Origin of the sequence: Grimontia kaedaensis (assembly GCF_023746615.1) — a bacterium.
GTDB classification, from domain to species: Bacteria; Pseudomonadota; Gammaproteobacteria; order Enterobacterales; family Vibrionaceae; genus Enterovibrio; species Enterovibrio kaedaensis.
In genome coordinates, this window is record NZ_CP082276.1 from 500,192 (window position 1) to 526,372 (window position 26,181).

Sequence of the window (26,181 nt, forward strand, 5' to 3'; positions counted from 1 at the left end):
CTTTGTATAAAGCCACCACAAGCTGCTGCGAAAACTCGAAACAGCGGTCAAAAGACCCGACTATTACTGATCGAAATCATCGCTGGTCGAAATCAACGGTGACGTCATCGGAAAGCGGATGAGCCTGACAGGTCAGGATGTAGCCCCTATCGATCTCGTGTTGTTCAAGGCCGTGGCTGATGTCCATCTCGACTTCTCCTTTGACCAGCTTGGCTTTACAGGTGGAGCAGACACCGCCCTTGCAGGAATAGGGGAGTGACATGCCATTGTCGATGCCTGCATCGAGAATGTTTTCACCCACAGTCGCCAGCTTGAAGGTGATAGAGCGCCCATCAGCGGTGACGGTCACTTTGCTCATTTTTTCCTCGCCATAGTTGGCGACACGCTGTTTAGCTTTTTCCAGCGCAACTTGCGCATCTTCAGACGATGAAGAGAAAAGCTCGTAGTGAATTTGGTCATCAGAAAGCCCCTCAATACGGAACCCTCTGGAGACTTCCGCCATCATGGATTCAGGGCCACAGATAAAGGCATGGTCGGTGCTGTTGATATCAATCAGGCGATGTTTTTGCAGTGCGGCACCTTTCTTCACGTCAATGTGGCCGGATAACAGGTCTGAGCCCTGATCTTCCTGGCTCATGATGTTTATCCAACTGAATCGGGTCATGTAGCGGTTTTTCAGATAACCCAGGGTGTCAGCGAACATCATGGTGTTGCTCTGACGATTGCCGTAAATCAAGGTGATACGGCTATTGGGCTCCTGAGAAAGTACGGTTTTGATGATCGACAAAATCGGCGTGATCCCGCTGCCGACGGCGATACACATGTAATGATGCTGGTTAGATGCATTCAGCTCTGTGTAAAAGCTGCCTTGCGGTGGCATGACATCAACTGTAAGACCTGCCTCAAACGTGTCATTGGCGAAGTTGGAAAACTTACCGCCATCCACGCGTTTGATCGCGACTTGTAACAGGCCTTCATCGGCACCGGAACAAATCGAGTAAGCACGTCGTACTTCTTCCCCATCTATGTTGGCGCGTAATGTGAGAAACTGCCCTTGAACAAAGTGGAAGGTCTCAGTCAGCGTGTCAGGAATATCGAAAGTGACGCACAAAGCAGAGTCAGTCTGGGGCTGCGTATGTTTTATTTTTAATGAATAGAAATTGGTTTCACTCATGGTCAATTCCCTTTACTACAAGCATTTAAAGAAATCGAAAGGCTCATGACAGCTCTCGCAACGGAATAGCGCTTTACAGGCTGTTGAGCCGAATTCGCTGATCCTTGTTGTGTTTGATGAACCGCAGTGAGGGCAGCGCACTCCTTGCTCGGGTGTCAGTCGAAGGCAGCCATCAGGTGAATCTGAGGGCGGTGCAATACCATATTCCCTCAGCTTTCGTTGGCCAGACTCTGACATGTCGTCGGTTGACCAAGGAGGGAAAAGCACGGTTTTGACTTCAACCCTGCCATAACCGGCTTCACACAGGAGAGTCAGGATATCTTCCTTAATCGTCTCCACCGCCGGACAGCCGGAATACGTGGGGGTGATGGTGACAAGGAGCTTACCGTCCTGTTCGCTGACATTACGTAGGATCCCGATATCCCAAATAGAAAGCACCGGGATTTCAGGGTCAGCAATTTCGTCTAGCAACTGCCAAACGTCTGGTAGCGTAGACTCTGCCCGCATCCTCATCCGCTCAAACCGGGCATGTGGTGTTACTGGGATGGTTTCCATACCTCACCACTCACAACCGGGATAAGCACGGTGTACGCTTTGCATAATGCCTAACAAGTGACCGAGATGTTCCGTGTGATAACCTTTTCGGCCTCCACGCACTGCCCATTCATCAGCGGGAACCTCAAGCGTGGCTTCTTCCAAAACGCGGCTTAACTGGGCGTCAAAACTGGCTTTAAGCGCAGAAGTATCTACGGCTATGCCAGCGGCAACCAATCGCTGTTCTGTGTCATCCGGCTCAAATATCTCTGGGATATAACCCCACAAATCGTTGAAGGCGGTCTGCATGCGCTGGTGGCTCTCTTCTGTGCCGTCCCCTAGCTTGATGGTCCAATCCTTACTGCGCATCAGGTGATAACGGGTTTCTTTAATCGACTTATGGGCAATCGCTGACAACACTGGGTCGTTGGACTCCAGCAACTGGGTCATAAACAATTGGCTGTAAATGTCGACAATAAGTTGCCTTGCGATGGTGAACGCAAAGTCACCACGTGGAAGCTCGTTGATGAGGTGATTGATGTAATCCCGCTCTCCCCGAAGAAAGGCAAAATCATCTTCGCTTTTCTCACCGTTGGTCAGTTCTGAGGCATAGCCATAAAACATGCGGGCACGGCCAATGTAGTCCAGTGCGACATTACCCAGTGCAATGTCTTCTTCCAGAAAAGGCCCATTGCTCGCCCACTCGGACAAACGGTGTCCGAGCGTTAATGCGTCATCGCCAAGGCTCAACACGTAGCGGAGCAAATCTTGTTGTTGTTCCATATTCATGCCTCCTTACATGTTGCCGACTTCTTTCGGAAGTGGGTAATAGGTGGCATGGCGGTACGGTTTGTCGTCCGACGGGTCGAAGAAAGCGTCGTTGTCATCTTCCTGTGAAGCAGAAATATCGGCCGAGCGAACCACCCAAATGCTCACGCCTTCACTTCTGCGTGTGTAACAGTCGCGTGCGTATTGCAGAGCGTGGGCGGCATCTTCCGCGTGGAGACTGCCTACGTGTTTATGGTCAAGGCCGCGCTTGCCACGAACAAAGACTTCAAACAGTTCGAGATTTTCCAGAGTCATTGCGCTTCTCCTTAAGCCACTGCATGTTGTTGGCGTTGCTTAACTTTCTCAGAGTGTGCATTCTGCGCGTCACGCACCCAGGCACCTTCTTCGTGAGCGTTCACATGGTGCTGAATACGCTGGCGGTTGCAGTGTCCGTTGCCATTAATCACGTTGTAGAACTCTTCCCAATCGATTTCGCCGCTGTCGTAATGGCCGCGTTCTTCGTTCCATTTAATGGCTTTGTCTGGGTGCTCCAACCCAAGAAACTCAATTTGCTGCACGGTCTGGTCAATGAATTTCTGACGAAGGCTATCATTGGTTTCGCGTTTGATTTTCCACTGCATAGAACGTGCTGAGTGGGCGGATTCCGCATCATGCGGGCCGAACATCATCAGTGATGGCCAGTAAAAACGATTGAGTGAATCTTGTGCCATCTGGCGCTGCGCTTCGCTGCCATTGGCGAGTGCCAGCATGATTTGATAGCCCTGACGCTGGTGGAAACTTTCTTCCTTACAGATGCGGATCATGGCGCGTGAGTAAGGGCCGTATGAGGTGCGTTGTAAGGAAACCTGATTACAGATAGCCGCGCCATCAACCAGCCAGCCAATAGCGCCAATGTCGCCCCAGGTCTGGGTGGGGTAATTGAAGATAGAGGCGTATTTCGCTTTTCCGGTTTGCAGTGCTTCGATCATTTCTGCGCGGCTGATTCCGAGCGTTTCTGCAGAGCTGTAGAGATACAAGCCGTGACCGGCTTCATCCTGTACCTTCGCGAGCAGCACGGCTTTTCGGCGCAGCGATGGCGCGCGGGTGATCCAGTTACCTTCCGGTTGCTCACCAATCACCTCTGAATGTGCGTGTTGGGAAATCTGGCGGATCAGGTTCTGGCGATAGGCCTCTGGCATCCAATCTTTTGGTTCGATCTTTTCTTCACGATCAATCTTCTGTTGAAAGGCTTCCAGCAGTGCTTTTTCCTGGGCTTCCTGTCTTAATTTTTTCATTGTCATTGCTCCGTTTTCAGGTGCAGAAAATCAAACACGTTCAATCACGAGGGCGATGCCCTGACCGACACCAATACACATGGTGCAAAGGGCATATCGGCCTTGCGTGCGTTCAAGTTGGTTCAGGGCGGTAAGCACAAGTCGTGCACCACTGGCACCCAAAGGATGACCCAACGCGATAGCACCGCCATTGGGGTTCACTTTCTGTGAATCATCCGGCAGGCCAAGGTCGCGGGTTACCGCTAACGCCTGTGCGGCAAAAGCCTCGTTGAGCTCGATGGTGTCCATGTCATCAAGGGTCAGACCCGCCAGTTTCAGCACTTTCTTGGTTGCTGGAGAGGGGCCAAAACCCATGATGCGAGGTGGTACGCCAGCGGTTGCCATAGCAAGAATGCGGGCACGGGGTTTGAGCCCATGTTTCTCAATGGCATTTTCTGATGCGAGCAGCAGGGCTACCGCACCATCGTTCACACCCGAGGCATTGCCAGCAGTGACGCTGCCAAATTCACGAAAAGGCGTGGGCAATCCCGCCAGTGCTTCAGCAGTGGTAGTGCGAAGATGTTCGTCTTTCTCGAAACAAAGCGGTTCTTGCTTACGGCGTGGAATCATAACTGGTGTGATTTCAGCATCGAAAACACCTGTTTGCTGTGCGTTGGCGGCACGTTGTTGGCTTCGAAGGGCAAAAGCATCTTGATCCTGACGACTGACTTTAAAATCTTCCGCGACGTTTTCTGCTGTTTCAGGCATAGAATCGACGCCGTATTGCTTCTTCATCTTGTCGTTGATAAAACGCCAGCCAATGGTGGTATCGAAGATTTCCGCCTGACGGGAAAAAGCGGTCTGCGCTTTGCCCATCACAAAGGGAGCGCGGGACATAGATTCCACGCCGCCGGCAATCGCCAGTGCAATCTCGCCACAGTCAATGGCGCGGGCTGCTGTGCCGACGGCGTCCATACCTGAACCGCAAAGGCGGTTGATGGTGGTTGCGGGGACAGAATCTGGCATGCCTGCCAGAAGGGCACTCATGCGGCCCACATTGCGGTTATCTTCACCGGCCTGATTGGCACAGCCATAGAAGACTTCTTCGATCTGGGACCAATCAATTTGCGGGTTACGCTCCATCAGAGCGCGAATAGGTACTGAGCCCAGGTCATCGGCTCTCACTGCGGAGAGCGTGCCGCCGTAGCGGCCAAATGCGGTGCGAATGCCATCGCAGATATAAGCATGCTTCATGAATCACTCCTTTGATCTGATGGGAGTACGGTTTGGTTCAGGCGTGCTGAGTTGCCCTTGAAAATGGCCACAAGCTCCTGGTTCTGGTTAGTAATATTGACGATGTAGATGCCGGCTCTTCTGCCTTGATGCATGACGTGCGCACGAGCAGTGAGTACATCGTTTTCTGTAGCGGGGCGCAGAAAATCGATAGAGCAGGCTGAGGCCACAGCAGATTGGTTTTCTGAATTGCAAGCAAACGCGAATGCTGAATCCGCCAGGCTGAAAATCTGGCCGCCATGGCAGGTTTGGTGACCGTTCAACATCTCTGGGGTGACACGCATGGTGACTTCACTCTGCCGACAGGCCATATGCATGATTTCCATGCCCATGTTGCGGGAGACGCTGTCATGACCGAACATGTGCTGCGCGCAGGCTTGCGCCAATTGGTCCGCATCCATGCTCATTCCCCCTTAAACTGCGGTGCACGCTTTTCAAGAAATGAAGCCACGCCTTCTGCGTAATCCTTTGAATAGCCGAGGTTACGCATGGTCTCTTTTTCCAGCTCAAGCTGGTGGTCGAGCGTGTTGGTAAACGATGCATTCAACAGGCGTTTGATATTGGCGAGAGCAAGGGTCGGCTGGCTGGCGAGTTTTTCTGCTACCGCATTGGCTTCTTCCATCAAGGCTTCATCGTCAACACAGCGCCAAATCATTCCCCAAGCCTCGGCTTGCTCTGCCGGAAGCTTTTCACCCAACAACGCCAAAGCTTTTGCTCTGGGCAGGCCAAGTGCGCGGGTAAGGTTCCAGGTGCCGCCGGAATCCGGGATCAGTCCGATTTTGGCGAAAGACTGAATAAAGCTGGCAGAGCGGGCAGCAAAGACAATGTCGCAAGCCATGGCGATATTGGCGCCAGCGCCAGCGGCGACACCGTTAACGGCGCAGATTACGGGAACATTGAGTGTGCTGATGGCGCGAATCAATGGGTTGTAATTGCGCTCGACAGATTCGCCCAAATCAACGCGGGCGCTGGCGTCATTCACGGCGCGATCATTCAGATCTTGTCCGGCACAAAAGCCCCGACCATTACCCGTGATGAGCAAACAGCGGATCTCACTGTTTTCACGCACTTCTCGGATGGCGGCTTTTACTTCTTCATGCATTTGCGCATTGAAGCTATTGAGCGAGTCCGGTCGGTTCAGCACCAAGGTCGCGACACCATTGTGGACGGTGAAAAGTATGGTGATGAAGTTTATTGGCTTCTTCATATTTAACCCTCCTGACGCTCGACCAGAGTCATGATGTCGTACACCGCGACGGTCTCGTCATTCTGGTTGCGTACCAATACGTCCCACACCACCACACCCGTTGCGCGTTCCTCATCCGGGCGGCGGGTTTTCTTGATCTTCTGCTTCACGGTAATGTCCGCCTGAATGGTGTCGCCAATCGCGACCGGAGCAATAAAGCGCAGATTCTCTAAGCCGTAGTTGGCAAGTACCGGACCTGGCGCGGGGTCGACAAACAAGCCTGCGGCTGCTGAAAGCACGAAGTAACCGTGAGCCACGCGCTGACCAAACAGTGAATCTTTCGCGGCAATCTCATCGAAGTGGGCGTAGAAATGATCGCCCGAGAGACAGCCAAAATTCACGATGTCAGCTTCAGTGACCGTGCGTCTGTGCGTGGTCAGACTTTCGCCAATTTGCAGTTCATCAAAGTACTTACGGAAAGGGTGTACTGGCGTTCGGATTTTCTCAGCGCCTGCGGTGTACTCGCGGGTAATCGCGGTCAGCATGGTGGGTGAACCCTGCAACGCGGTTCGCTGCATATAGTGTTTGATGGCACGGACGCCACCCAACTCTTCACCGCCACCAGCGCGTCCGGGGCCACCATGAACAAGCGGCGCGAGCGGCGAACCATGTCCGGTTGAGGATTTGGCATTGTCACGGTTCAGGATCAGCATACGGCCATGGTAGGCGGCTGCTTTCAGCACAAGCTCTGATGCTTCTGATGCATTGTTAGTCACGACTGAACCCACCAGACTGCCTTTACCCAGTGAAGCAATGGCAACTGCTTGGGACACGTCGTCATAGGGCAATAGCGTACAAACCGGACCAAATGCTTCAACGCTGTGTACGGAGCCCTCTTCGGTTGGTGCTTTGGAGAGCAGCACGGTCGGCGGATAAAAAGCGTCTTGAGAACAATGGTCACCGACAAGTTCCATTGCCGCGTCGTTCCCGCCCAACAGCACATCGCTTTGCTCGCAAAGCTTGTTGACCTGAGTCGCCACATCATCCCGCTGGCCTTTACCAATCAGAGGACCCATTTTGACGCCTTCAATAGAAGGGTCGCCCATCGACACGCGGGCAAGGCGCGCTTTAAGCGCTTCACTCACTGCGTTGACTTTGGCGCGTGGCACCAGAGCACGACGGATGGCCGTACATTTTTGGCCCGCTTTGACCGTCATTTCCCTTGCGACTTCTTTGATGAAAAGATCGAACTCCGGATCGTCTTCACTCACCGTTTCACCAAGAATGCTGCAGTTCAGCGAGTCTGCTTCCATGTTGAATGGAATGCTGTGGGCAACGATATTCGGGTGCACTTTAAGCATCTGGCCGGTAGAAGCTGAGCCTGTGAAAGTCACGCTGTCCTGTTCGCCCAGTTGATCCAAAAGATCGCCCACACTTCCGCAAATAAGTTGTAGAGAGCCGTCAGGAAGGAGACCGCTTTCGACCATATCCTCGACCATCGCTTGCGTGAGGTAAGCCGATTGGGTGGCGGGTTTAACAATCACAGGCACGCCCGCGATCAAGCTCGGCGCAATTTTTTCCAGCATGCCCCAGCAAGGGAAGTTAAAGGCATTGATGTGCACTGAAACGCCGGGCTTTGGTGTGAGAATGTGTCGGCCGACGAAAGAGCCGTCTGCAGAAAGTGGTTGTGCTTTGTCTTCAACAATAAAAGGTTCATTGCCCAGTTCGCGGCGGGAAATACTTGAGTAGCTCAGCATGGTACCGAGACCACCTTCAATATCTACCCAGCTATCTACTTTGGTCGCGCCCGTCCATTGAGAAATATCGTAAAAACGCTTTTTGTTTTCCAGCAGCTTCAAACCGAGAGCCTTTAACATTTCTGCGCGTTCATGAATGGTCATCGCGCGCAGGGCTGGACCGCCTACTTCACGGCCAAATCGCACTACTTTCGCAAAATCAATGCCGTCAGAGCTGACAGAACAAATCGGTTCTCCCGTGATGGCATTGGCAACAGAAACCCCTTCTGCAGCTCCTTCATGCCATGCGCCGTAAACAAAACTTTTTGCCTTCATGTCACGTGTCCTTCTACGTGGTCGCATTCGCGTTCGACCCAAATCAATCCCTGCGAAAGCGGTCAATTGTTGTCGAGGTTTAATAAAAATGTTTATGAATGGTTAAATTTTATGATACACAATAAATGTAAATGATCAATAATGTGTAACATGAATAAATAATCGAATTGGCGACTACGCTTTAAGAGGCGAACCTTGAAAAGCGATGGAGCTGGAAGTAAAGCCTTGAAAGGAGAGAGCAAGATGAGCAGTAAGGTAGGGATGCACGCGATTGAAAATGCCAGCATTGATGAGTTACGCGGACTTCAGCTATCACGTCTTAAAAACACGTTGAACCACGTCTATGAAAACTCGCCGGTTTATCGCGAGAAATTCAAGGCCCATGGTGTCCATCCAGACGATTTAAAAACACTGTCTGACCTCAGTAAGTTCCCTATGACCACAAAAGCTGACCTTCGCGATAACTACCCATTCGGCATGTTCTGTACGCCAATGGAGCAGGTGGTTCGCGTTCACGCTTCGAGTGGTACGACGGGCAAACCGACGGTGGTGGGATACACACAAAACGACGTAAATATGTGGGCGGACGTGGTAGCCCGTTCTATATACGCAGCGGGTGGCAGACCTAAAGACAAAGTGCATATTTCATACGGCTATGGACTTTTCACGGGTGGCCTCGGTGCCCACTATGGGGCGGAAAGGTTGGGTTGTACTGTGATTCCAATGAGTGGCGGCCAAACCCAGAAGCAAGTTCAGCTGATTCGGGATTTTGACCCAGACATCATTATGGTGACGCCTTCGTACATGCTTAACATCGCCGATGAAATGGCGAGGCAGGGTATGGACCCAGAAAAACTTGCCCTGCGGGTAGGTATTTTTGGTGCAGAGCCCTGGACAGAAGCCATGCGTGAAGAGATGCAACGTCGCTTGTCGATGGATGCGGTAGACATTTATGGTTTATCTGAAGTGATTGGCCCAGGTGTCGCGCAGGAATGCGTGGAATCGAAAGATGGCCCAACCATTTGGGAAGACCATTTCTATCCGGAAATTATCGATCCGTTAACCGGGGAAGTATTGCCAGATGGCGAAGAAGGGGAGTTGGTATTTACCAGTCTCACCAAAGAAGCGATGCCCATTATCCGCTACCGTACCCGTGATTTGACCCGCCTTCTGCCCGGCACATCGCGCACCATGCGCCGAATGGGGAAAATCACCGGTCGCAGCGACGACATGCTGATTATAAGGGGTGTGAATGTTTTCCCTACCCAGATAGAAGAACAAATTTGTAATACCCGTGGCCTGGCGCCCCATTACCTGATTGAGCTGTTTAAGCAGGGCAATATGGACTGTGTGACAATCAGGGTGGAACAACAACCTGAAGTTCATGGTTCTCAGTTAAATGGTTTGGCGAATGAGCTGGCAGGCAAAGTGAAAACCTTTATTGGCATTTCATCCAAGGTGGAAGTCGTGCCAGCCGGCGTATTGCCGCGTTCAGAGGGCAAAGCCAAGCGAGTGATCGATAAGCGATAGAAGCGGTAACAGAGAATCGATGCAAGAACGCGACAGACCCTAATTAACAGATTCATATTTTTGCTGTTTTGTTGTGATTGTGTAACATGAAGCTAAGTGCCCTGAAGGTACAAAATAACAAAGCGCTATGTTTATGGATAAAAACGTATGAACCAAAAATTAGGGAAGCTGCTTTCTGACATTCTCGCCGCTGATTCGGTCAGCGGCACCTCGCTCATCATGACGGTCTTTGGTGACATCCTTGCCCGTCGCGGTGGCTCAATCAGTCTTTCCAGCCTGATTGAGCTGTTAAGTGTCTTCAATGTCTCTGACCGGTTTGTCAGAACTTCGGTGTTTCGTCTGGTCAAAGATGGCTGGCTGACGGCAGAGCGCAGTGGTCGTTACAGCTTCTATCACGTGACCGAAGAAGCGATGGACCGATTCACGGCAGCGGAAGAGCGGATATACAGTGCACATGATGCTGAATGGAACCGCCAGTGGCAGATGATCGCCTTGCCCTCACTGAGTGGCAGTGAGTTGATGGAGGCAAGAAAGCAACTGGAGTCGGCAGGTTACGCAATTCTTTCGACCTCCGTCATGCTGTATCCGCGTGCAGACAAAGATGCGACACGGCAGCTGTTGAGCAAACATGAGCTGAACGATAAAGCGCTGGTGTTCGAAGCCTCCTCTTGTGACCTTTCGGAAGGTAACGAAGCCAACTTGAAATCGCTGGTGGCAAAGCTTTGGCAACTGGAAGAAGTGGAAGATAGGTTTCAAACCTTACTCAGCCAGTTCAGGCCGGTTCTGTCGTTGCTGGAAAATGGTGAACAACTGGAGCCTGCACAAGCCTTTCAGGTACGCACACTGCTGATCCACATCTATCGTCGTGCGCTGTTGAAATACCCGCCATTACCCGAAGAGTTATTGCCGGGAAACTGGCCAGGTAAGGCGGCGAGGACACTGACACACAATATCTACAATCTGGTGGCGTATCCGGCCGAGCAACACGTCGATGCTGTTGCCCGCGCGGCGGATGGGCCTCTTCCAAAAGCAGATAAACAGTTCTGTGAACGCTTCGGAGGCATCACGCTGAACTGACACTAAACAGACTAAGGAGTAGTCATGCCCTGTTATGCATTGGACGGTATTTCGCCTGTGGTAGAAGAGGGTGCTTATGTTCACCCGGAAGCGGTTTTAATCGGTGATGTCATTGTAGAACGGGGCAGTTATATTGCGCCTTTTGCCAGCTTGCGGGGCGATTTTGGTCGGATACACATCAAAGCCAACGCCAATGTGCAAGACAACTGCGTGATTCACGCCTTCCCTGGTATCGATGTCGTGGTTCATGAGCGAGGTCATATCGGACACAGCGCCATCTTACATGGCTGCATTATCGAAGAAGGTGCATTAATTGGCATGAATACCGTGGTAATGGACGGCGCGGTGGTTGGTGTCCATAGCATCGTCGCCGCTCACTCCCTTGTGGCCTCCCAACAACATATCCCCTCAAAAATGCTCGCCCTTGGCAGCCCTGCCAAAGTCATTCGTGAACTTCGAGAGGAAGAAGTGACCTGGAAGAGTCTAGGCACGGATGGCTATATAGAACTCACCGAACGTTGCCTTGCGACTATGCAGCAAGTTGAGCCGTTGAAAACAATTGAAGCAGACCGAAAACGTATGGTGATTGATGAAAGCATCAAGCCGAAGTTTGCTGACTGAACATAGATAGAAAGAGAACTCTTCTCAGAATCTTGTCAGCTCGCAATTATCAAAAGTAACACTGTTTATAACCATAGTTTTGTATCGTGTGGTGCATAATACCGACGTACACCCACTTTGGGGTGTTTTACAGTGTTATTATTAATGTGATTAGAATAACGTTTAAAAACAAAGAGAAAGTTACGTGTAAAATACAATGGCTTGTTATTGGTGGACAAAATGGGGTATGTAAATACACCACTTTGGTGTCCAATATACTGTTAACTGCCTATGAAGATTGACGAACAATTTGAGCTTATTCACTTTCATGATGCATCAATAGATAGTGTTTCTCGTGATGATGGAGATCTAGTACTTAATATCAGCGGCGCATTCTTGAGTAGTAACCACCCGCAATCGAATGGTAAAGACTGGTCAATCGAAAAGGCGGAATTACGTTTTGAGTATGTATCAGAAGAAGTCGCAAAATTCTGGGATGATACTAAGGCTCCAAAACCTCATCCAGAACCGGAGTTTCCATTGGATGAAATAATGGAAGTAAAATACGAAAATGGCTACTACATGTTTTCTGGCTTCAAAAATACTGTTCCGTGGAGTGAGTGGTATATTAAATCAGCTTACTTCATTTTTAATATTAGCGCTGCCAATGAATACAGCAGTTAACAAGACAAAGCAACCGACCGCAGTAAGCATCGGCTTTGAAATGCAGGCCGTTGCTTACTGCGGCGGCTGTTTTTGGCGTTAACTTCACGAGGAAATCATGAGCTACGATTTAAATTTCTGGTCCGAGCCGAAGGGTTTTGAATCTGATCCACTAGAGATTTATCGAGCCCTGTCAGATGGCTCTCCTTTTGACGGCCTTTACCAGATAAATGTTGCCGGTTTCTACAAACGAATCATTGAGGCGTTTCCCGGAACAAAGGAAAGTAACGGATTTCTTGATTGGGAAGGTGAGGAAAACTCTTTTCAAGTCTCTTCAAGCTCCCAGCACGTAAGAGTCGACTGCTATGGTGAGCCAGGAGAGTGGATGAATGTGTTTATCGATATAGGCAAAGAGTTCAGTTGCCCACTATATGATCCGCAAACTGATATGCGCTTCACTGGCTAAAAGTTAACAAGGCCAGCCAGAGGGACCCAGGGACCCAAAAACCGCCGCTGCACTCTGGTTTTCGGCCCCTACTGGCGGCGTTAGGCATCAGTTATGATCGAGCATTTGAAAGAAGTCCAAGAAATACTCAAGGAAAATGATGGCTCACTACCAGATATCGAGATCAATGAGATAAAAGGTGAGGAAGTAGTTCGCGCGTATGAGATTGTAAGAGATGCGAGTGAAAACCTTACTTCAGAGGAGTGTTACTATTGGTCACTTCGACATAACAAAGACATAAATATCAAGTACGGAGACAATCCTGCTAGTTTGGTCATATCGGAAGAAGCTGAGCCTTTTCATGTTTGTTTCGACGGAACAGTGAGTCCAACAGGCAAGAAGATTCCAGTTCTTGGAGTGTTCGTATTTCACGAGAGCTTTAATATCGATATTCGAATGGGGCCAGAATGGACATTAGAAGCAATTGAGGGTTTATTTGAGCTTATTAAAAAAATCACCAAAAACTGTTCAAATTACGAGCTTAAACATTCTGGAAATATCTTTGATGAAGATGGTATTTTCGAGAGAGTTTGGGAAATATACAAAGATGCCTAACAAGAGGCTGCAACTGAGCTCCGGCCATTATCACCTTTTTTGCGCTTCGCAGAAAAAAAGGCGCCAATAGCCTCCGGCAGCTGAGCCCTGCGTAATGCATTTATAGAAAGGGAAAGCTATGGTTGATAGAAAATGGGACATTAAAGTCGGCGGTAAAACAAAAGATGAACTGCTGTTGCTGCTATCAGAGAGCAAAACTAGCTTCAATGCTTATGCAGTTCTTCTGTTTATGTCAGAAAAGTTCCTGACTCATCAAAAAACAAAAAATGTAACAGTAGTCGCGTTAAGTGTTGAAGAACTTGGGTTTGAAGCGGGAGCGATTTATTCTGATATTGTTGGTGCGGCAACCTCTAGAGGCTTAGAACTTTGCTCCTTGGAGTTAGCGGCGAATTTTCGATTACAATATGTAGAACAAACAAATAGAAGCCAAATCACAGTGGCTTCGCGTGAAATTTTTGATGACAAAGTCTATCCAAACGGTTTTTATCTGAGAGCTAATGACAAAGAACTATGGCTTAGAGGTTATCGTGCTAGTGATGACTGGGTTTGGGCAGCAGATAGCGTTTTTGCTTTCGTAGAACCAACTGAATAACAAAGGCTTAAAGGGGACTAAAAACACTGGATCATTTTTAGTCTTTTCAAATTTTAGGGCTTAAGGTAGTTTTTTGCGTGAATCGTATGTTTTTAGCCCCTTGAGCCGACGTTATGTTCCAAGGAGGCTTAGGTGAAAATCGGACTACAGAGTAAAACCCAAGTTAAGAATGGAGTTATCCAATCATACTGGTTTGAAAACGAGAGCATTGGCTTACCTAAAACTCTTTTTCACAGAGTAACCCTTCCCCTCACAGAGTTTGATTCTGGTTTAGATTATGATGAGCAGCCTACTAAAACTGAATTTATTTTAGATTGGTATAAGTTGGACTTAAGCTCACCTTCGAGGTTAGATGGAATGAATTTGAGTCACTCAATTTATACAGATGCCGAAGGTTCTGTTTATATTGGTTGTGCTCATAACTGGTGTGATGTTAAGGAACTAATTATCACGAAAAATGAAGACGGAAGTTTCAAGGTGTCTGGAACTATTTTCGTTGAGCTTGAAAATGAAGGTGTCGGTGAAAACGAAAGTTTTACTTTCCAAACGTGTTGCGAGTACATTGAAACATAACAAACGCTTCAACCAAGGGACGCAAAACAGCCGGCGAGCGTTCCTTCATCGCTAATTTTAGCTTGCTTCTTTGCGCCGGTTAAACGAGGCGTTAAGCCACTATGAATATCGAACTCTATCAAGAATTCAGAGAATACGAAGAAAAGGGATTGAAGAAACAAGCTTCAAAATCTCTTCGTGCCTTCATTACATCTTTTGATAGTGACGAAGAGATAAATGAATGGGTGTGGGAATACCTGCCTAGAATGGAGACAAACAGGCACTCGAGAATTCGGCATGAGATATTTCATGAACTAGTGTACCCAATATTAAAGAATGGCTATGAAAATAACGATTTTTCCAGCACTCTTTGGCTAGGAAAACTCGCACAAAATATATATCAAGCTCAGCAGCTTCACGAAGAGTTAGATTGGGTTACCGAGCTCGGCTTATACAAAAAAAGCCATGAACTAGACCCATCTAATGATGAGGCTAGGTTACTTCTACTCAAGGCCATAGTGGCTTGGTTAGAGTATTCTGAGCATGAATGGCCTAGTGGAATCTTGTACGGCAATGATGGCGCTAACATCGAGCAATGTAATGAAATAAGCACTGAGGTTCAGCGAGTTCTACAGCTAGATAAAGAGAAAAAATACAGTGAATTTATCAAAAAATATATTAAAAATCTTAGCGAGTATCGAGCTAGGCTTAACAAGCAAAGGCAAGAGGCATAGTAAACTGCGCCCATACTTTGGTCGTTATAACATTTTTTCAGTTTATTGACCATTTTCTCGATATGGTAAAGCGTCGGTGATAATGAATAGAAGGTATAGTAAAAAATGGAAAATCTTTGATTCAAGAGAGTATAAGAGTCGATGCATTCTATATATTCCAGCTTCTCCAGCACTATTTTTAAGCTAATTTTTTGATACTCACATTCCCAACATGTATCCCAAAAGAAGGCGGTGATAATTTTCATTCTTAAGAATGTCAATAAGTACTACGGCTATTTGTTTTGTTCTTGTGTTGGTAGGTGCTTGGCTATATAAGATGTAATATTTTTACTGTGTTAACTCACTGTTATAACACATACGACCCTTTCTCCGCTCAATAGGCAATAGCATTCTTTTGGCCGCGTCAGCAGCTCATCCTGTCAAACAAAACCGTCTCTTTCGTTGTGTCATCTTCCCTTTAAGTCGCAACCTAACCCTCTCACAAATCGCGACTTGGTATGATTATCAGTTTTGAGTCGAAACAATAATTGTAAAATACGTATTATGTATTTTTATGCTGTTACCAAGGAAGGCAATCATGATTTTGTATTTACTTAAGCGAGACTTTAACGACGGTGGTAAGAAGTACTTTTGCCCCTACTGCATGAAGGTTGAAGGGCTGATGGCCATGTTTCCAGAGATTCGACACAACATAGAAGTCAGGTATGTCGATTTTCAGAAGCCACGCGGTGATCTTCCCGAGCATCTGGGGGAGGGTAATCAAGTGTGTCCAAATCTGGTCTTAAATGAAGGCGACCAGTTTGGGTCAGAGAAGTTCTCGGTGTCCGCACATACGGGTGTGCGTCATATTGATAAGACGGATGACATCATCCAGTACTTTATTGAACGCTTTGAACTGCCTGAAAAGCACTAATGGTTCAACAACAAGAGCCGCCTTATTATCCGGCGGCTCTTCGGTTTCTTACTACGCCCAGCCATCATTCCAGATTTTGGTCATATGCGTGACTTGCCTTCATCAGATAATTGCATCACATACCCTTAATGGCTTGCACACTTTTTCCCTTTGGCGGCTTTACTTATGCGTTATCAGTCAATTTAAAGTAACTCAAAACGTTCAATGAAAAACTGGATAATGTCCTCAGTCTTATCAATATATTTTACGCCTGTGGGGGCTAACGTTGAGAATTTTTCTGAACCAAACTGGTCACCTTCATTGAGCACCAAATTTGGACATACTTGATTTTTTTCCCCCAGAAACTCCAGAAGTTGACAACGAGGTTTCTGAAAATCGACATACCTGACTTCTATGTTGTGTCGAATTTCAGGAAACATCGCCATCAATCCTTCAAGGCGCAGGCAGAAAGGGCAGAGAGACTTGTTGTCACTGCTGTTTAAGCTGCGCCTGAGCAGATACAAAATCATGATTGACTTCCTTGATAGCGGCTCGAAAACAAATATTCTGTATATTTGACTTTGAGTCTGAACCGAAGGTTCTATTTAGTGGTTATAAGCGGATAGTGAGTGACTTACATTTCCATCATTTGCCAGTTAGATGATTAAGCATTCATATGCATATTTCTGGTTGATGTCCGCCACTCCTATTCATCATTTGCTAATAGATATATACCCGCCCAGGTTTTTTTATATATGGGCTGTTATCCGTCGTCCCTCCTTTCCAACTAGGGGCTCCTACCGCTAGGGAGTTACCATCTTCTGACAGGGATACTGACCAACCGAACCAGTCATCTTTTAGAGGCTCTGTACCTTTGATATAGCCATTTTTCTCTTGTTCCCACTCACCATCTTCAAAGCTCAATATATAAACTGCGCCGGAGTTTCTTTCGTCGTTATTGTCATCAGCATCATTTCCGTTAAAGCCAATTTCACCAGAATCCTGCCCTGGTGCTCCCACGGCAAGAGTTTTGCCATCACTGGATAGAGACACGGACCAACCGAATGCATCATGGCCTACGCTTGAATTTCTTACATCATCAGGAATATTGCCGAAACTTTTATTGATGGTATCGGGCTCGCTAAGGTTTCCATCCTTGTAGCGATACACATACACAGTGCCTGTGCTTAATAAGGTAGTGTCATCACTAATTTTGGTGTCTGTTTTAGGGGCTCCCACCGCGAGGGTGTTACCATCGTCAGACAAGGATATCGACGAACCAAAATTGTCGCCATTGTTAGGGTTAGGTGCTTTTATGTAGTATTCCTGTTTCCAACTCACCTCTGTGTCTGAGGTGCTGAACAGATATACTGCGCCAGAATTTAAGGCGTCTTTGTGATCATGACGTGCAGCCACGACCAGTGTGTGACCATCTGCAGATAGCGCTACCCTGAGGCCAAACCTATTATACTTCTCGACATACTCTCCCTTAATGAGGGTCCCATTATCCCAGGCAGCATCAGTATAACGATAAACAAACGCTACCCCTCCGGTATGCACAGAGGCATTCGCATCTGGGTGCCCCACAGCCAAGGTGTTGCCATCTGCCGACAGAGAGACTGACAAGCCAAAACCTTTTCCCAAGTTTGCTTCTAGCGCCTTTATTTTGGCGCCTTTCAGCTTCCAGAGACCCTCACTTTCGTTATAGTGGTAAACATAAACAGCACCAGAGTTATCTGCGTGTGGCGCTCCAACAGCCAGAGTGTTAGCATCCTCCGATAGCGACACAGAATAGCCAAATCGGCCGTCTATGCTAGGTTGATCGGGCTCTAGTTTTTCTTCTTTGGCCCAACTCCCTTCTTTAAGGCGGTAAATAAAGACAGCCCCGGCGTCTGTGATCTTGTCATCACCACTGTAATTGGTAGTTGGTGATCCTACAGCTAGAGTGAGACCATCTTTAGACAGGGATACAGATCTGCCATATCTATCATGATGCTTCTCGTTGTCTAAATCTTTAATAGACGTAACAAGGTCTTTCAGTTGTATTGGAGTGAGCTCCTGTTCATTAGATGGTGTGACTCCATTATCATTAGTGGCAAGTACAAAGTATTTTGATTTACGCGCTTTGAGAGGACCTGAAAGTAATGGAGTTTTAAGCATCGTTTCTGTGGTTTTCCCTATGGGGTCACAATTATTCTGGAGACTGTTATCAAAACGGCATACGGTGTAACCGCTTGCCCCTTCTGAGCTGTTCCAGGAAAAAACAACCGGGGTATCAGCATCTCCTGCTCCAAATGTTCTGTTTTCGCCGCTAACGACCAATTTTGAGAGGCTCAGTGAACCTGGTGGTGTCGCCTGTGTTTTTGGTGGTGTTGGTGTTGGTGTTTTAGCGCTAAACGCCCCTTCTGAATTACAACCGCTGAGTGTCAGTGCGCCGAGGAGTGCGCCCAGAAAGACCACGCGACGCTGAAGCTTTGCATGTGATACACAAGTTTCCAATACTGATTTAAGCATTTTAATGTTCATGATTAGCTCCCTTAAAATTCGCCCAGCGAGTAGACGACACTCAGCACGACACCATGACTGTCATATTGACCTGTCTTGTCATCACCAATCCCTTCGATAAACTGATAGCCACCGCTAAGGCTTAGGCTAGGTGTTAGGTCATACAACACACCGACTTCGGTTAGAAAGGAAATGCCTTTGGCCTTTAGCATGGCTTGATTAGGTGCTGTTTTGTCCATATCCCAGTAAGCTGCGCCCAGTCGTCCATATCCAGCCAAGCCCGTCTGCCAGTGATACTCATATCGGAGTGCTGCAGAAATTAGCTGAGTGTTGACATGCACACTCGTGGCTTTTGCATCGAGTTTGCCGTGCTTCTGGTAGTCCAGGTCTAAGCCCCAGGACGGGGTAAGCATGACCCCAGCTGAAACACCGGCAATGGTGCTTGTGGGCTTACTGGCGTGATAGCTATCATCTTCAGCCCATTGATATCCGGCTTTGATGCCCAGATTTAATTCTTCAACAGCATTCGCGTGAGCACTGAAAGCCATTGCTATACAGATAACCGCCAGCGAGCTGACGAATTTCTTTATTCTCGCTCTTTTTGCCGCCATGTTATTTATGCCTCATTTTTATTTAAGTAATAACAGCCCCCTATGGGTGTATTCCCATAGAGTGGTAGTTTGTGGTTGCACATTTAGTGTCCGCAAGTAACAGTATTACGATTGTTATACTTAATATTTGATATCTAAATCGACCAGCAAGAAATATCCTATTGCTAACTATTAATTAATAGGAGGGCTCTCTGATCTTGGATTTATTTACTATTTTAATTTAATTGTCGGATACTAAATGATCAACCTGTAAAAAACGAAAATAAATAGGTGTCTCGAAAGTGAGGCGTCCATGTAATTGAACGATGTTCGAATTTTATTTACATACTTTTTTGTCTATTTATGGGTGCAGTAATTCTTTTTATTAACTGTTTGGATTTTATTTCTTTAAAGCAGTTAAGTGATTTTTAATGCCTCTAACTGTCTGTATAATAGAGTTTATATTTCCTTTCTGTGTTGATTTTTCATTAGGGCGCGTTAGTTCGTCTTTAGTTAAGTGTAACTTTTTATACACTTATGGTTAAAATGTAATTTTTCAGTTTTACTGCGATTTTCTTATCTAATTCAAGAGAATATGGCACTATTTATACATATTTGAATTCTGAATTAAAAAATATTATGAAGAGGATGATTTAACTTCGTATTTTTATTTTTTAATGATGTAATGCAAAACTAATATCATCTAATGAATTTTTAATATAGAAGAACTGGAATCTTCTAATGTGCGAATTTTTTGAGTTTGGGACCCAGGGTTTAATAAGTCTTGAGTACGATTAATTTTGGATAGTGCCTCTACTTGAAGGTAAAGTTAACGCCACTATGCTGATACGATAGCGGTACAGTGTGTCTTGGTTTTATTAAACTTAATTTTTCTCTGTAACCAAAGGTCAACAGACTCTGGGGCCTTTACGGCTCGGATGCAGTGAGAATATCGAATCTTCGTATCGTTTTGCTGTTTTGTCAGCGTTTAACGGTCGAGAAAACTGGTTCGGAAAGCGCTCGTTGGAGAGTCTTAAAACAACAGCTGCTGATTTCACATGATTTGGTTTGGAAGCCAAAGAACGGTTTGAGGAAACCAAGTGATCATGGCAATGCCGGCAAGTAGTATCAGCCAATAGGGGATAGTGGCTATCGCAATTTCTCCAACACTGACTTTTGAGCAAGCAATTGAAGATAGCACAAATAAATTGGGTCCAACGGGAGGAGTGATCATACCTATTTCTATCAAAATGGTTATCAGCACACCAATCCAGATAGGATCGTAACCACAGCTAATGAGTAAAGGAGCGACAAACGGTGATGTCAGTAACAGTATAGAGATACCGTCAAAAAGGCAGCCTACTGCAAGATAGAAGACGATTATGGCTATCAACACATAAGTTGCATCTGGTGATATTGAGGTAATTGTATCTACAGTCATTCTGGGCAAGCCAAGAATACCAACTGCTTGTTTAAGGATGATAGCTCCCATCACCACAAAGACAATAGCGCCAAACTTGATCATTGTTGCCTGCAAAACTGAAATAAGGCGACAGACAGTCAGTTCGCCAACGGTGAAACCAAGTACAAGCAAGAATATAGCGCCGAAGGAAGCTGACTCTGTAGGTGTCGCTAATCCAAAGTATAAGGGTCCCAATATTGAGGTCATTAAAATCAAAAGAGGCCATATGTTGAGCAAGGAGCGCATGATTTCTGCACTGCTATACTGAGCTTCTTGTTTGGGAGTAATGCCTTCTTTCGTCAAGGATAGGATGGCAATATATGCCATGAAAGCTAGTCCAAATAAAATGCCTGGGAAGATTCCACCAAGGAACAATTTGGCGATAGAAACGTCCATCAATGCGCCGTATAAAATCAAGGCTATGCTGGGGGGGATCAATAAGCCAAGCGTTCCAGCTCCGGCTAAAGATCCTAAAACTGCATAGCGATTGTACCGACGAGAAATAAGTTCTGGATAGGCGGAAGAACCCACGGCTGCTGCTGTTGCTGTGGAGGTACCGCTGACTGCACCAAATAACATGCATACAGCGACATTGGTATGCAGAAGTTTGCCGGGAATACGCTGAAACAGAGGGCTTAAGGCGCGATAACTTTCAGATGCCATACCGCTCTCGAAAAAAAGATCGCCCACTAAGATAAACATTAAAATGGACGCTAGTGTGTATTTGGTTAAATCTGTCCAGAGCACTTCAGCAGCCATCACTCCGGCGCCTTCACCAACCAGGAAATGTAATAGGATTAACCCGGTTCCACCAAGCATGAGCCCCAGAGTAGCTCCAGCAATGGCCAAACTGATTATGGTGGTGCAGAGAGCTCCCCATATCATGGTTTAGTTTCCTTGGAGGGTAATATAGAAGGCAGATCTTGGTGTTTGTTCACCATTAAATAGCATTCAACGATAGCCATGCTGCCCAAGCTGAATGGCATGACAAACATCCAAGGATAAAGCGCCATTTTGGTCATTTCGCTTCGAGCTCCTAAAGAATGGGTGAATACAGCATTTTCTAGCCCATAGATGACTAGTACACCAAGCATGATAATGAGGCAAAGCGCTGCGAGGTTTTTTAAAGCAGCTCTCAGCGGGATAGGTAAGACGTTATCGAATAGAGATATTTGGATATGTCGCGCTTCCCAAGTTGTCGCGGGTAAGCATAAAAAACAACTTGAGTAAAACAGAAACCCAACGAGTTCTTCTGTCGGTGACCAGGGAGCATAAAAGAAGTACCGTATCAGTGATGCCGTAAAGACAAGTAACACCATCAGTGCAGCAGCGCAAACAGCGAGCCATAATTGAACTTTTACAATCCAGTAAATGGCGAAGCCGGGCCATTTCAATGTTATTTTTTCATTACCTTTTAACATGACTGAGTGCTAATACACTCTTGCGGCTGGGCCATTAAGCTTTCATAAGCTTTCAGAGAAACCTCACCTCCTTCCTTCGCCATACGAAGCCATACCTCATTCGCTGCAGTTACAAACTTCTGTACATCCTGTTTAGAAAAAGCAGGAAGTTGTTTGATGCCTCCCTTAGCACGAGCTTCACGATTGGCAGTCTTAGCTGCGACATCATTCAGTGCTTTCTTAAGCGTCTCGGCGCTGATCCATTGTCCGGCTTCACGAACTGCAGCCTGTTGTTCATGACTAAGGCGATTAAAAATATTTTTATTGACACCCAGGGCTACAGGTAATGAAGCAAATGGCACTAAAAAGGCTTCGTAAGGGGCAACCTCATGCAGTGATGCAAAAATTCCAATTTCTCCAAGATACAAGGCGCAGTCTACTACACCAGTTTGGAGTGCCATGTACATTTCTGAATTTGGGATAATTTGCGCTGCAATACCTAGGTTATTGAATGTTTCAACCTGTGCCGAAGTCCAAACTCTTAGCTTTTTTCTTTTTAGACCTGCAATCGTATTGATGGGGCTTTTACAAAATACAGATACGTCATATAGTGGTGGTTGAGCATAACCAACATACTCGATCCCCCAATTATCGAACACTGTCCTGTATGAATCTTCAATAACAGAAATTGCGGGTTCATGCGATTTAAAGTCTAAAAGTGCTCCTTCTATATATAAGGCACCAAATGCGGGGACATCACGTGATAAATAAGGAGGATACACAGCACCAGCACCCACATAACCACGCTTTAGTTGCCTGAGTAACTCAGTATTATCAAACCCTAATTCACCCATGTAGTGCATATTAAAATTGACAGATCCAGCAGTTAATTGACTGACTTTTTTAGCAAAGCTTCGCATGTCTGCAGATTCACTTCTTCCTTCTTTTATTGGAGAGTAAAAGGCAATTTCTTCAGCCTTAACTTGGAATAATGAGCTAATGTTAATTAATGTAAGGGTGAAGATAAGAACGCTCTTTTTCATTACAATACCCAAGTAACTCATTGTGGAAAAAACCATTTTAATTCAAGTGTCTTCATAATTATAGACACATTTTTTATCGTTGTTATGCAAAAGTGAATGAATGGAATCTAGAAAACTATATCGTGAAATCAGTGCTTTTTTAGCGCTTGCTCAGCATGAGAGCTTTACTAAGGCTGCAGAGTATTTGGGGGTTAGCCAACCAACCCTGAGTAGGCATGTGGCTAGATTAGAAAATAAAATAGGTGCGGAGCTTGTTTTAAGAGATACCCGAAATGTTGAACTGACAGAGTTAGGGAGAATTTTTGCGTCCGATTTAGCCAAGGGGGCGGATCGTATTCAATTGGCGTACCAGAATGCGCAGAAAATGATAGAAGGTAAGAAAGGTACTTTAGCGATTGCTTACAATACAATTCCAATGAATACCTATGTTTTACCTATTCTATTGAGAGATTTTCGGGCGTACTACCCAGATATAGAAACATCATTATATTGTATACCTTCCCATGAACAGCATACTGCGTTAGCTTCGGGTAATATAGATATAGCCTTTTGCAGCTCGCCTTTTTTGGAAAGTGGATATGACCATAAAATAGTTTCAAAACATAAGCTTATGGCAGTCATCTCGTCATCGGATTTATTAGCACAGAAAAATGAACTGAGACCAGATGATCTCTTGGGAAAAACGTTAATACTTGGAGAGTCCAAAGCGTGGGAACCGTTCAACATCCAGATATTAGAATTTCTAAACTCATACTCTATTGAAGAAAATCCTATAATCAGAGCTTACGATTTCGATAGCCTTGCTGCATTAGTGATGTCCGGGAACGGCATCGGATTTTTTGTGGAAATTGCCAAAGAAATGCGTAGGCCTAGTTTGAAAGTTTTACCTATTGAAGGCTTCGACAAAGAGATATCCCTTTACATAAACTGGAAAACCAACTCTCCCAACCCCGCCCTGAGGTTATTTATAGAGCATGTTCTGAAAACAACGAACTCTCATGTCACTGAGGAGGGGGTTATTGATGAAATCTCGGGCTTATAATCATAATTACCGAACATTATAGTGTATGACATATAATAAAAACGCGCCCTGAGGCGCGTTTCTATTTGATGGTAATTATCATTTACCTTAAGTGAGTATAGGATATCACATCAATATCAACTTGGTACCATTATTCATATTGACAGCCTGCTGGAGAGGTATATTTATATTCGGTATAACCACCCGATGAATTACATGCTGCTGTTATGAAGTTTAAGCTGCATTGATTATTTCCATCTGGATGTAATGATATGTTTGCTCGAATACTGTAGTATGCAAGTTTTCCCGCGTCACTTGAACGATAACAGCCAAATTGTGGCTGGGGAGCACTTTCCCAGTCATCATAATAGTATGCACGCGGATATGATTCATCAGTATAATGCGCGTGCTTTTTAAAAGTTCCGTTACTCGTTATCAAAAGTGCTTTCGCATAAGGTGCTTTACAGTCAAGTCTAAGCGTTGTTGATTGCGGATCATTGGCTGTTACGTAAACAACTCCATTAGGTCCACAGGTATATTCATCGTCATCAAGGATTGTCGCTGTACCAATCAACTTGCTTGAAGTGTCATTGTTTATCCAGACTTCAAGCGAGAAGGTTTTCGCCGATTCCTTATTGTAGTCGCTAGTTGTGGGCACGAGCACTTGAAATCTATCCACTCCTTCTGGAATTGTCACGGCCGTACTATTGGATAAACTTATACCAGAGCTACCTCCTTCATACCTCACGGCGACACTATCTCTATAATCTGTTCCTCTGAGTGCTGAACCGTTTTTTAATGCAAGAGTGACCTCTGTGTCTTCTGGAAGTACTTTATCAAACGTTACGGTAAAGGTTGCAAAGCTGCCTTCATAAACGTTATTCCCAGAAACACCAGTGAGCTCAGCTTTTTCGTCACTTTTGAACATAGTTCTGTCATAACATTCAGAATATTCAGTAGTGACCGTACCCATTGCGCTAATGCGTGTGGGGAAAAGACCAACACGTTTGGTTTCCCCGGTGGAAGGTTTAAGACGGAAAAGGTGGTTGCTGTTCACGTTACCAGATACGTTTTGGTTTTTGGCGGTAATCAACACTTGGCCATTTTGGTCTATTGCTGCTCCTGTAACAAAATCCACATAGTGGAACGCTTTCAGCGTTTGAGCACCAGTTTCGGTGTTAATAACAAATGTTCTGCCATTAGTAATGAACAACAGCTCTCCTTCGTGGAAAATAAAATCTCCCCAACTACTAAAACCTCCAGCCCTTAAACCGATATCAAAGGTCCCAATATCAGTAATCTCACCAGTTTCAGGGTTTACCTTAAAAATACTGCTGTTATCTGAGGCGAAAAGCTCTCCGGTAGCAGGATTGAAAGCCATTCGAGTAATCTGTTTTTTTGTTGTTGGGCCGTTGATATGTTCACCACTCTCTGGGTCGTAGTAAGCCAGTTGGTAACTTTCAACGGTTTTGGCGTGTAAGTCTAAGTTGTTCATTTGTTGATCAGTTAAAAGGCCTTCTGGCACTTCAACGTGATATGACTTGGGTTGAGGGGCGTTCGCATAGTAGAGACGATTAGTTATTGGGTTGAACGACATTGTTGGCGAACTAAACTTCGCGAGAGAATTAAATGTAGCTCGTGAAGATGCATCAGAATACGTGCTGTTGTCCATCACCTGTTTTTCTTTGATATCGATCAGCATTCCGACGTTTCCACGTCCCGCATTCATAGAATATACGTTACCTAAACATGTATCAGATGCTAGCGATGAAAATGGGTAGGCGCTGACGAGTGTTAGCGCAATACCATACTTCCTGAATGTCATAGTTAAGCTCCTTTACAAAACTGCCTAAATGATAATAAAGGTCCATAAGATTATTCTTATATTGATGTTTTTATGATTCCTACAATAAGGATGCTTCTACTATTAGCAGCTAATTTGTTTTTTATAAATATAAATTTATTGATTTTAAGATCTTTGGCTTTTTATCATTAAAAAAGCATTAGAATTAATCTTATTGCTGCTCATTCTTATTTGGTATTAATATAAATAAATTTACCTTGCTATTCATTATTGCATAAAATAATTTAAACCTGTTATTCAAATATAAATAAATTTCTATATAGGATGGTTTTTATTTTTAATGAACTTGATTTAT

General features: G+C 45.8%; 27 protein-coding genes. 11 read left to right on the top strand and 16 right to left on the bottom strand.

What is annotated here, in order from left to right; all coding sequences use genetic code 11:
- Positions 1 to 76: 76 nt before the first annotated feature.
- From paaE to paaZ, 9 genes are read right to left on the bottom strand one after another with little or no spacing between them, the layout of a single operon-like run.
- The gene (gene paaE / locus K6Q96_RS19095; RefSeq protein ID WP_251881939.1) at positions 77 to 1,174 is read right to left on the bottom strand and encodes a 1,2-phenylacetyl-CoA epoxidase subunit PaaE; all 1,098 of its coding nucleotides are present in this window, start codon (positions 1,172 to 1,174) and stop codon (positions 77 to 79) included.
- A 15-nt stretch (positions 1,175 to 1,189) separates the two neighbouring features.
- Positions 1,190 to 1,729, bottom strand: coding sequence for a 1,2-phenylacetyl-CoA epoxidase subunit PaaD (paaD, locus tag K6Q96_RS19100; RefSeq protein ID WP_251881941.1), 540 nt, complete (start codon positions 1,727 to 1,729; stop codon positions 1,190 to 1,192).
- 3 nt (positions 1,730 to 1,732) lie between these two features.
- Complete coding sequence (gene paaC / locus K6Q96_RS19105; RefSeq protein ID WP_251881943.1) at positions 1,733 to 2,491, bottom strand: 1,2-phenylacetyl-CoA epoxidase subunit PaaC; 759 nt, start codon at positions 2,489 to 2,491, stop codon at positions 1,733 to 1,735.
- A 12-nt stretch (positions 2,492 to 2,503) separates the two neighbouring features.
- Positions 2,504 to 2,791 carry a 1,2-phenylacetyl-CoA epoxidase subunit PaaB gene (gene paaB, locus K6Q96_RS19110; protein WP_251881945.1) on the bottom strand — a complete coding sequence of 96 codons (288 nt, stop codon included), beginning with the start codon at positions 2,789 to 2,791 and terminating at the stop codon, positions 2,504 to 2,506.
- A gap of 11 nt (positions 2,792 to 2,802) precedes the next feature.
- Positions 2,803 to 3,771, bottom strand: a complete 969-nt coding sequence (gene paaA, locus K6Q96_RS19115; RefSeq protein ID WP_251881947.1) for a 1,2-phenylacetyl-CoA epoxidase subunit PaaA — start codon at positions 3,769 to 3,771, stop codon at positions 2,803 to 2,805.
- A 30-nt stretch (positions 3,772 to 3,801) separates the two neighbouring features.
- Positions 3,802 to 5,004, bottom strand: coding sequence for a 3-oxoadipyl-CoA thiolase (pcaF, locus tag K6Q96_RS19120; RefSeq protein ID WP_251881950.1), 1,203 nt, complete (start codon positions 5,002 to 5,004; stop codon positions 3,802 to 3,804).
- Positions 5,001 to 5,444 (bottom strand): hydroxyphenylacetyl-CoA thioesterase PaaI, encoded by a 444-nt coding sequence (paaI, locus tag K6Q96_RS19125; protein ID WP_251881952.1) that lies wholly within the window; start codon positions 5,442 to 5,444, stop codon positions 5,001 to 5,003. Before paaI ends, pcaF begins: the two co-directional genes overlap by 4 nt.
- A 2-nt stretch (positions 5,445 to 5,446) precedes the next feature.
- Positions 5,447 to 6,250 carry a 2-(1,2-epoxy-1,2-dihydrophenyl)acetyl-CoA isomerase PaaG gene (gene paaG, locus K6Q96_RS19130; RefSeq protein ID WP_251881954.1) on the bottom strand — a complete coding sequence of 268 codons (804 nt, stop codon included), beginning with the start codon at positions 6,248 to 6,250 and terminating at the stop codon, positions 5,447 to 5,449.
- 2 nt (positions 6,251 to 6,252) lie between these two features.
- Positions 6,253 to 8,301 carry a phenylacetic acid degradation bifunctional protein PaaZ gene (gene paaZ / locus K6Q96_RS19135; protein ID WP_251881956.1) on the bottom strand — a complete coding sequence of 683 codons (2,049 nt, stop codon included), beginning with the start codon at positions 8,299 to 8,301 and terminating at the stop codon, positions 6,253 to 6,255.
- Positions 8,302 to 8,544: 243 nt separating this feature from the next.
- Between paaZ and paaK the strand changes: the two genes are divergently transcribed.
- The 10 genes from paaK to K6Q96_RS19185 all read left to right on the top strand — a co-directional run bounded on the left by paaK (position 8,545) and on the right by K6Q96_RS19185 (position 16,022).
- Positions 8,545 to 9,831 (top strand): phenylacetate--CoA ligase PaaK, encoded by a 1,287-nt coding sequence (gene paaK / locus K6Q96_RS19140; protein ID WP_062706784.1) that lies wholly within the window; start codon positions 8,545 to 8,547, stop codon positions 9,829 to 9,831.
- 147 nt (positions 9,832 to 9,978) lie between these two features.
- A complete protein-coding gene (gene paaX, locus K6Q96_RS19145; protein WP_251881958.1) occupies positions 9,979 to 10,908 on the top strand; it encodes a phenylacetic acid degradation operon negative regulatory protein PaaX in 930 nt (309 codons plus the stop codon).
- 24 nt (positions 10,909 to 10,932) lie between these two features.
- On the top strand, positions 10,933 to 11,529 hold the full coding sequence (locus tag K6Q96_RS19150) for a phenylacetic acid degradation protein PaaY (protein ID WP_251881960.1): 597 nt from the start codon (positions 10,933 to 10,935) through the stop codon (positions 11,527 to 11,529).
- Positions 11,530 to 11,799: 270 nt separating this feature from the next.
- A complete protein-coding gene (locus K6Q96_RS19155; protein WP_251881961.1) occupies positions 11,800 to 12,192 on the top strand; it encodes a hypothetical protein in 393 nt (130 codons plus the stop codon).
- Between the two features lie 97 nt (positions 12,193 to 12,289).
- Positions 12,290 to 12,637 (top strand): hypothetical protein, encoded by a 348-nt coding sequence (locus K6Q96_RS19160; RefSeq protein ID WP_251881962.1) that lies wholly within the window; start codon positions 12,290 to 12,292, stop codon positions 12,635 to 12,637.
- 93 nt (positions 12,638 to 12,730) lie between these two features.
- Positions 12,731 to 13,231 carry a hypothetical protein gene (locus K6Q96_RS19165; protein WP_251881963.1) on the top strand — a complete coding sequence of 167 codons (501 nt, stop codon included), beginning with the start codon at positions 12,731 to 12,733 and terminating at the stop codon, positions 13,229 to 13,231.
- A gap of 118 nt (positions 13,232 to 13,349) precedes the next feature.
- A complete protein-coding gene (locus tag K6Q96_RS19170) occupies positions 13,350 to 13,823 on the top strand; it encodes a hypothetical protein (protein ID WP_251881965.1) in 474 nt (157 codons plus the stop codon).
- Positions 13,824 to 13,955: 132 nt separating this feature from the next.
- A complete protein-coding gene (locus tag K6Q96_RS19175) occupies positions 13,956 to 14,396 on the top strand; it encodes a hypothetical protein (protein ID WP_251881967.1) in 441 nt (146 codons plus the stop codon).
- A 101-nt stretch (positions 14,397 to 14,497) separates the two neighbouring features.
- A complete protein-coding gene (locus K6Q96_RS19180; protein ID WP_251881968.1) occupies positions 14,498 to 15,109 on the top strand; it encodes a hypothetical protein in 612 nt (203 codons plus the stop codon).
- Positions 15,110 to 15,686: 577 nt separating this feature from the next.
- Positions 15,687 to 16,022, top strand: coding sequence for a DUF3088 family protein (locus K6Q96_RS19185; RefSeq protein WP_251881970.1), 336 nt, complete (start codon positions 15,687 to 15,689; stop codon positions 16,020 to 16,022).
- A 182-nt stretch (positions 16,023 to 16,204) separates the two neighbouring features.
- Here the strand turns inward: K6Q96_RS19185 and K6Q96_RS19190 are convergent, their stop codons facing one another.
- The 6 genes from K6Q96_RS19190 to dctP form a co-directional block, all read right to left on the bottom strand.
- The gene (locus tag K6Q96_RS19190; RefSeq protein WP_251881972.1) at positions 16,205 to 16,531 is read right to left on the bottom strand and encodes a DUF3088 family protein; all 327 of its coding nucleotides are present in this window, start codon (positions 16,529 to 16,531) and stop codon (positions 16,205 to 16,207) included.
- Positions 16,532 to 16,721: 190 nt separating this feature from the next.
- Positions 16,722 to 18,527 carry a WD40 repeat domain-containing protein gene (locus tag K6Q96_RS19195; protein WP_251881974.1) on the bottom strand — a complete coding sequence of 602 codons (1,806 nt, stop codon included), beginning with the start codon at positions 18,525 to 18,527 and terminating at the stop codon, positions 16,722 to 16,724.
- Positions 18,528 to 18,538: 11 nt separating this feature from the next.
- A complete protein-coding gene (locus tag K6Q96_RS19200) occupies positions 18,539 to 19,117 on the bottom strand; it encodes a porin family protein (RefSeq protein WP_251881976.1) in 579 nt (192 codons plus the stop codon).
- Positions 19,118 to 20,150: 1,033 nt separating this feature from the next.
- A complete protein-coding gene (locus K6Q96_RS19205; RefSeq protein WP_251881978.1) occupies positions 20,151 to 21,443 on the bottom strand; it encodes a TRAP transporter large permease in 1,293 nt (430 codons plus the stop codon).
- A complete protein-coding gene (locus tag K6Q96_RS19210; protein ID WP_251881981.1) occupies positions 21,440 to 21,979 on the bottom strand; it encodes a TRAP transporter small permease in 540 nt (179 codons plus the stop codon). Before K6Q96_RS19210 ends, K6Q96_RS19205 begins: the two co-directional genes overlap by 4 nt.
- Positions 21,973 to 23,001 carry a TRAP transporter substrate-binding protein DctP gene (gene dctP, locus K6Q96_RS19215; RefSeq protein ID WP_251881983.1) on the bottom strand — a complete coding sequence of 343 codons (1,029 nt, stop codon included), beginning with the start codon at positions 22,999 to 23,001 and terminating at the stop codon, positions 21,973 to 21,975. Before dctP ends, K6Q96_RS19210 begins: the two co-directional genes overlap by 7 nt.
- 100 nt (positions 23,002 to 23,101) lie before the next feature.
- Here dctP and K6Q96_RS19220 point away from each other — a divergent pair, with 100 nt between their 5' ends.
- Positions 23,102 to 24,043, top strand: coding sequence for a LysR family transcriptional regulator (locus K6Q96_RS19220; protein ID WP_251881985.1), 942 nt, complete (start codon positions 23,102 to 23,104; stop codon positions 24,041 to 24,043).
- Positions 24,044 to 24,173: 130 nt separating this feature from the next.
- Here the strand turns inward: K6Q96_RS19220 and K6Q96_RS19225 are convergent, their stop codons facing one another.
- Positions 24,174 to 25,847: a YncE family protein gene (locus tag K6Q96_RS19225; protein ID WP_251881987.1), complete on the bottom strand. Its 1,674-nt coding sequence runs from the start codon at positions 25,845 to 25,847 to the stop codon at positions 24,174 to 24,176.
- Positions 25,848 to 26,181: the final 334 nt, after the last annotated feature.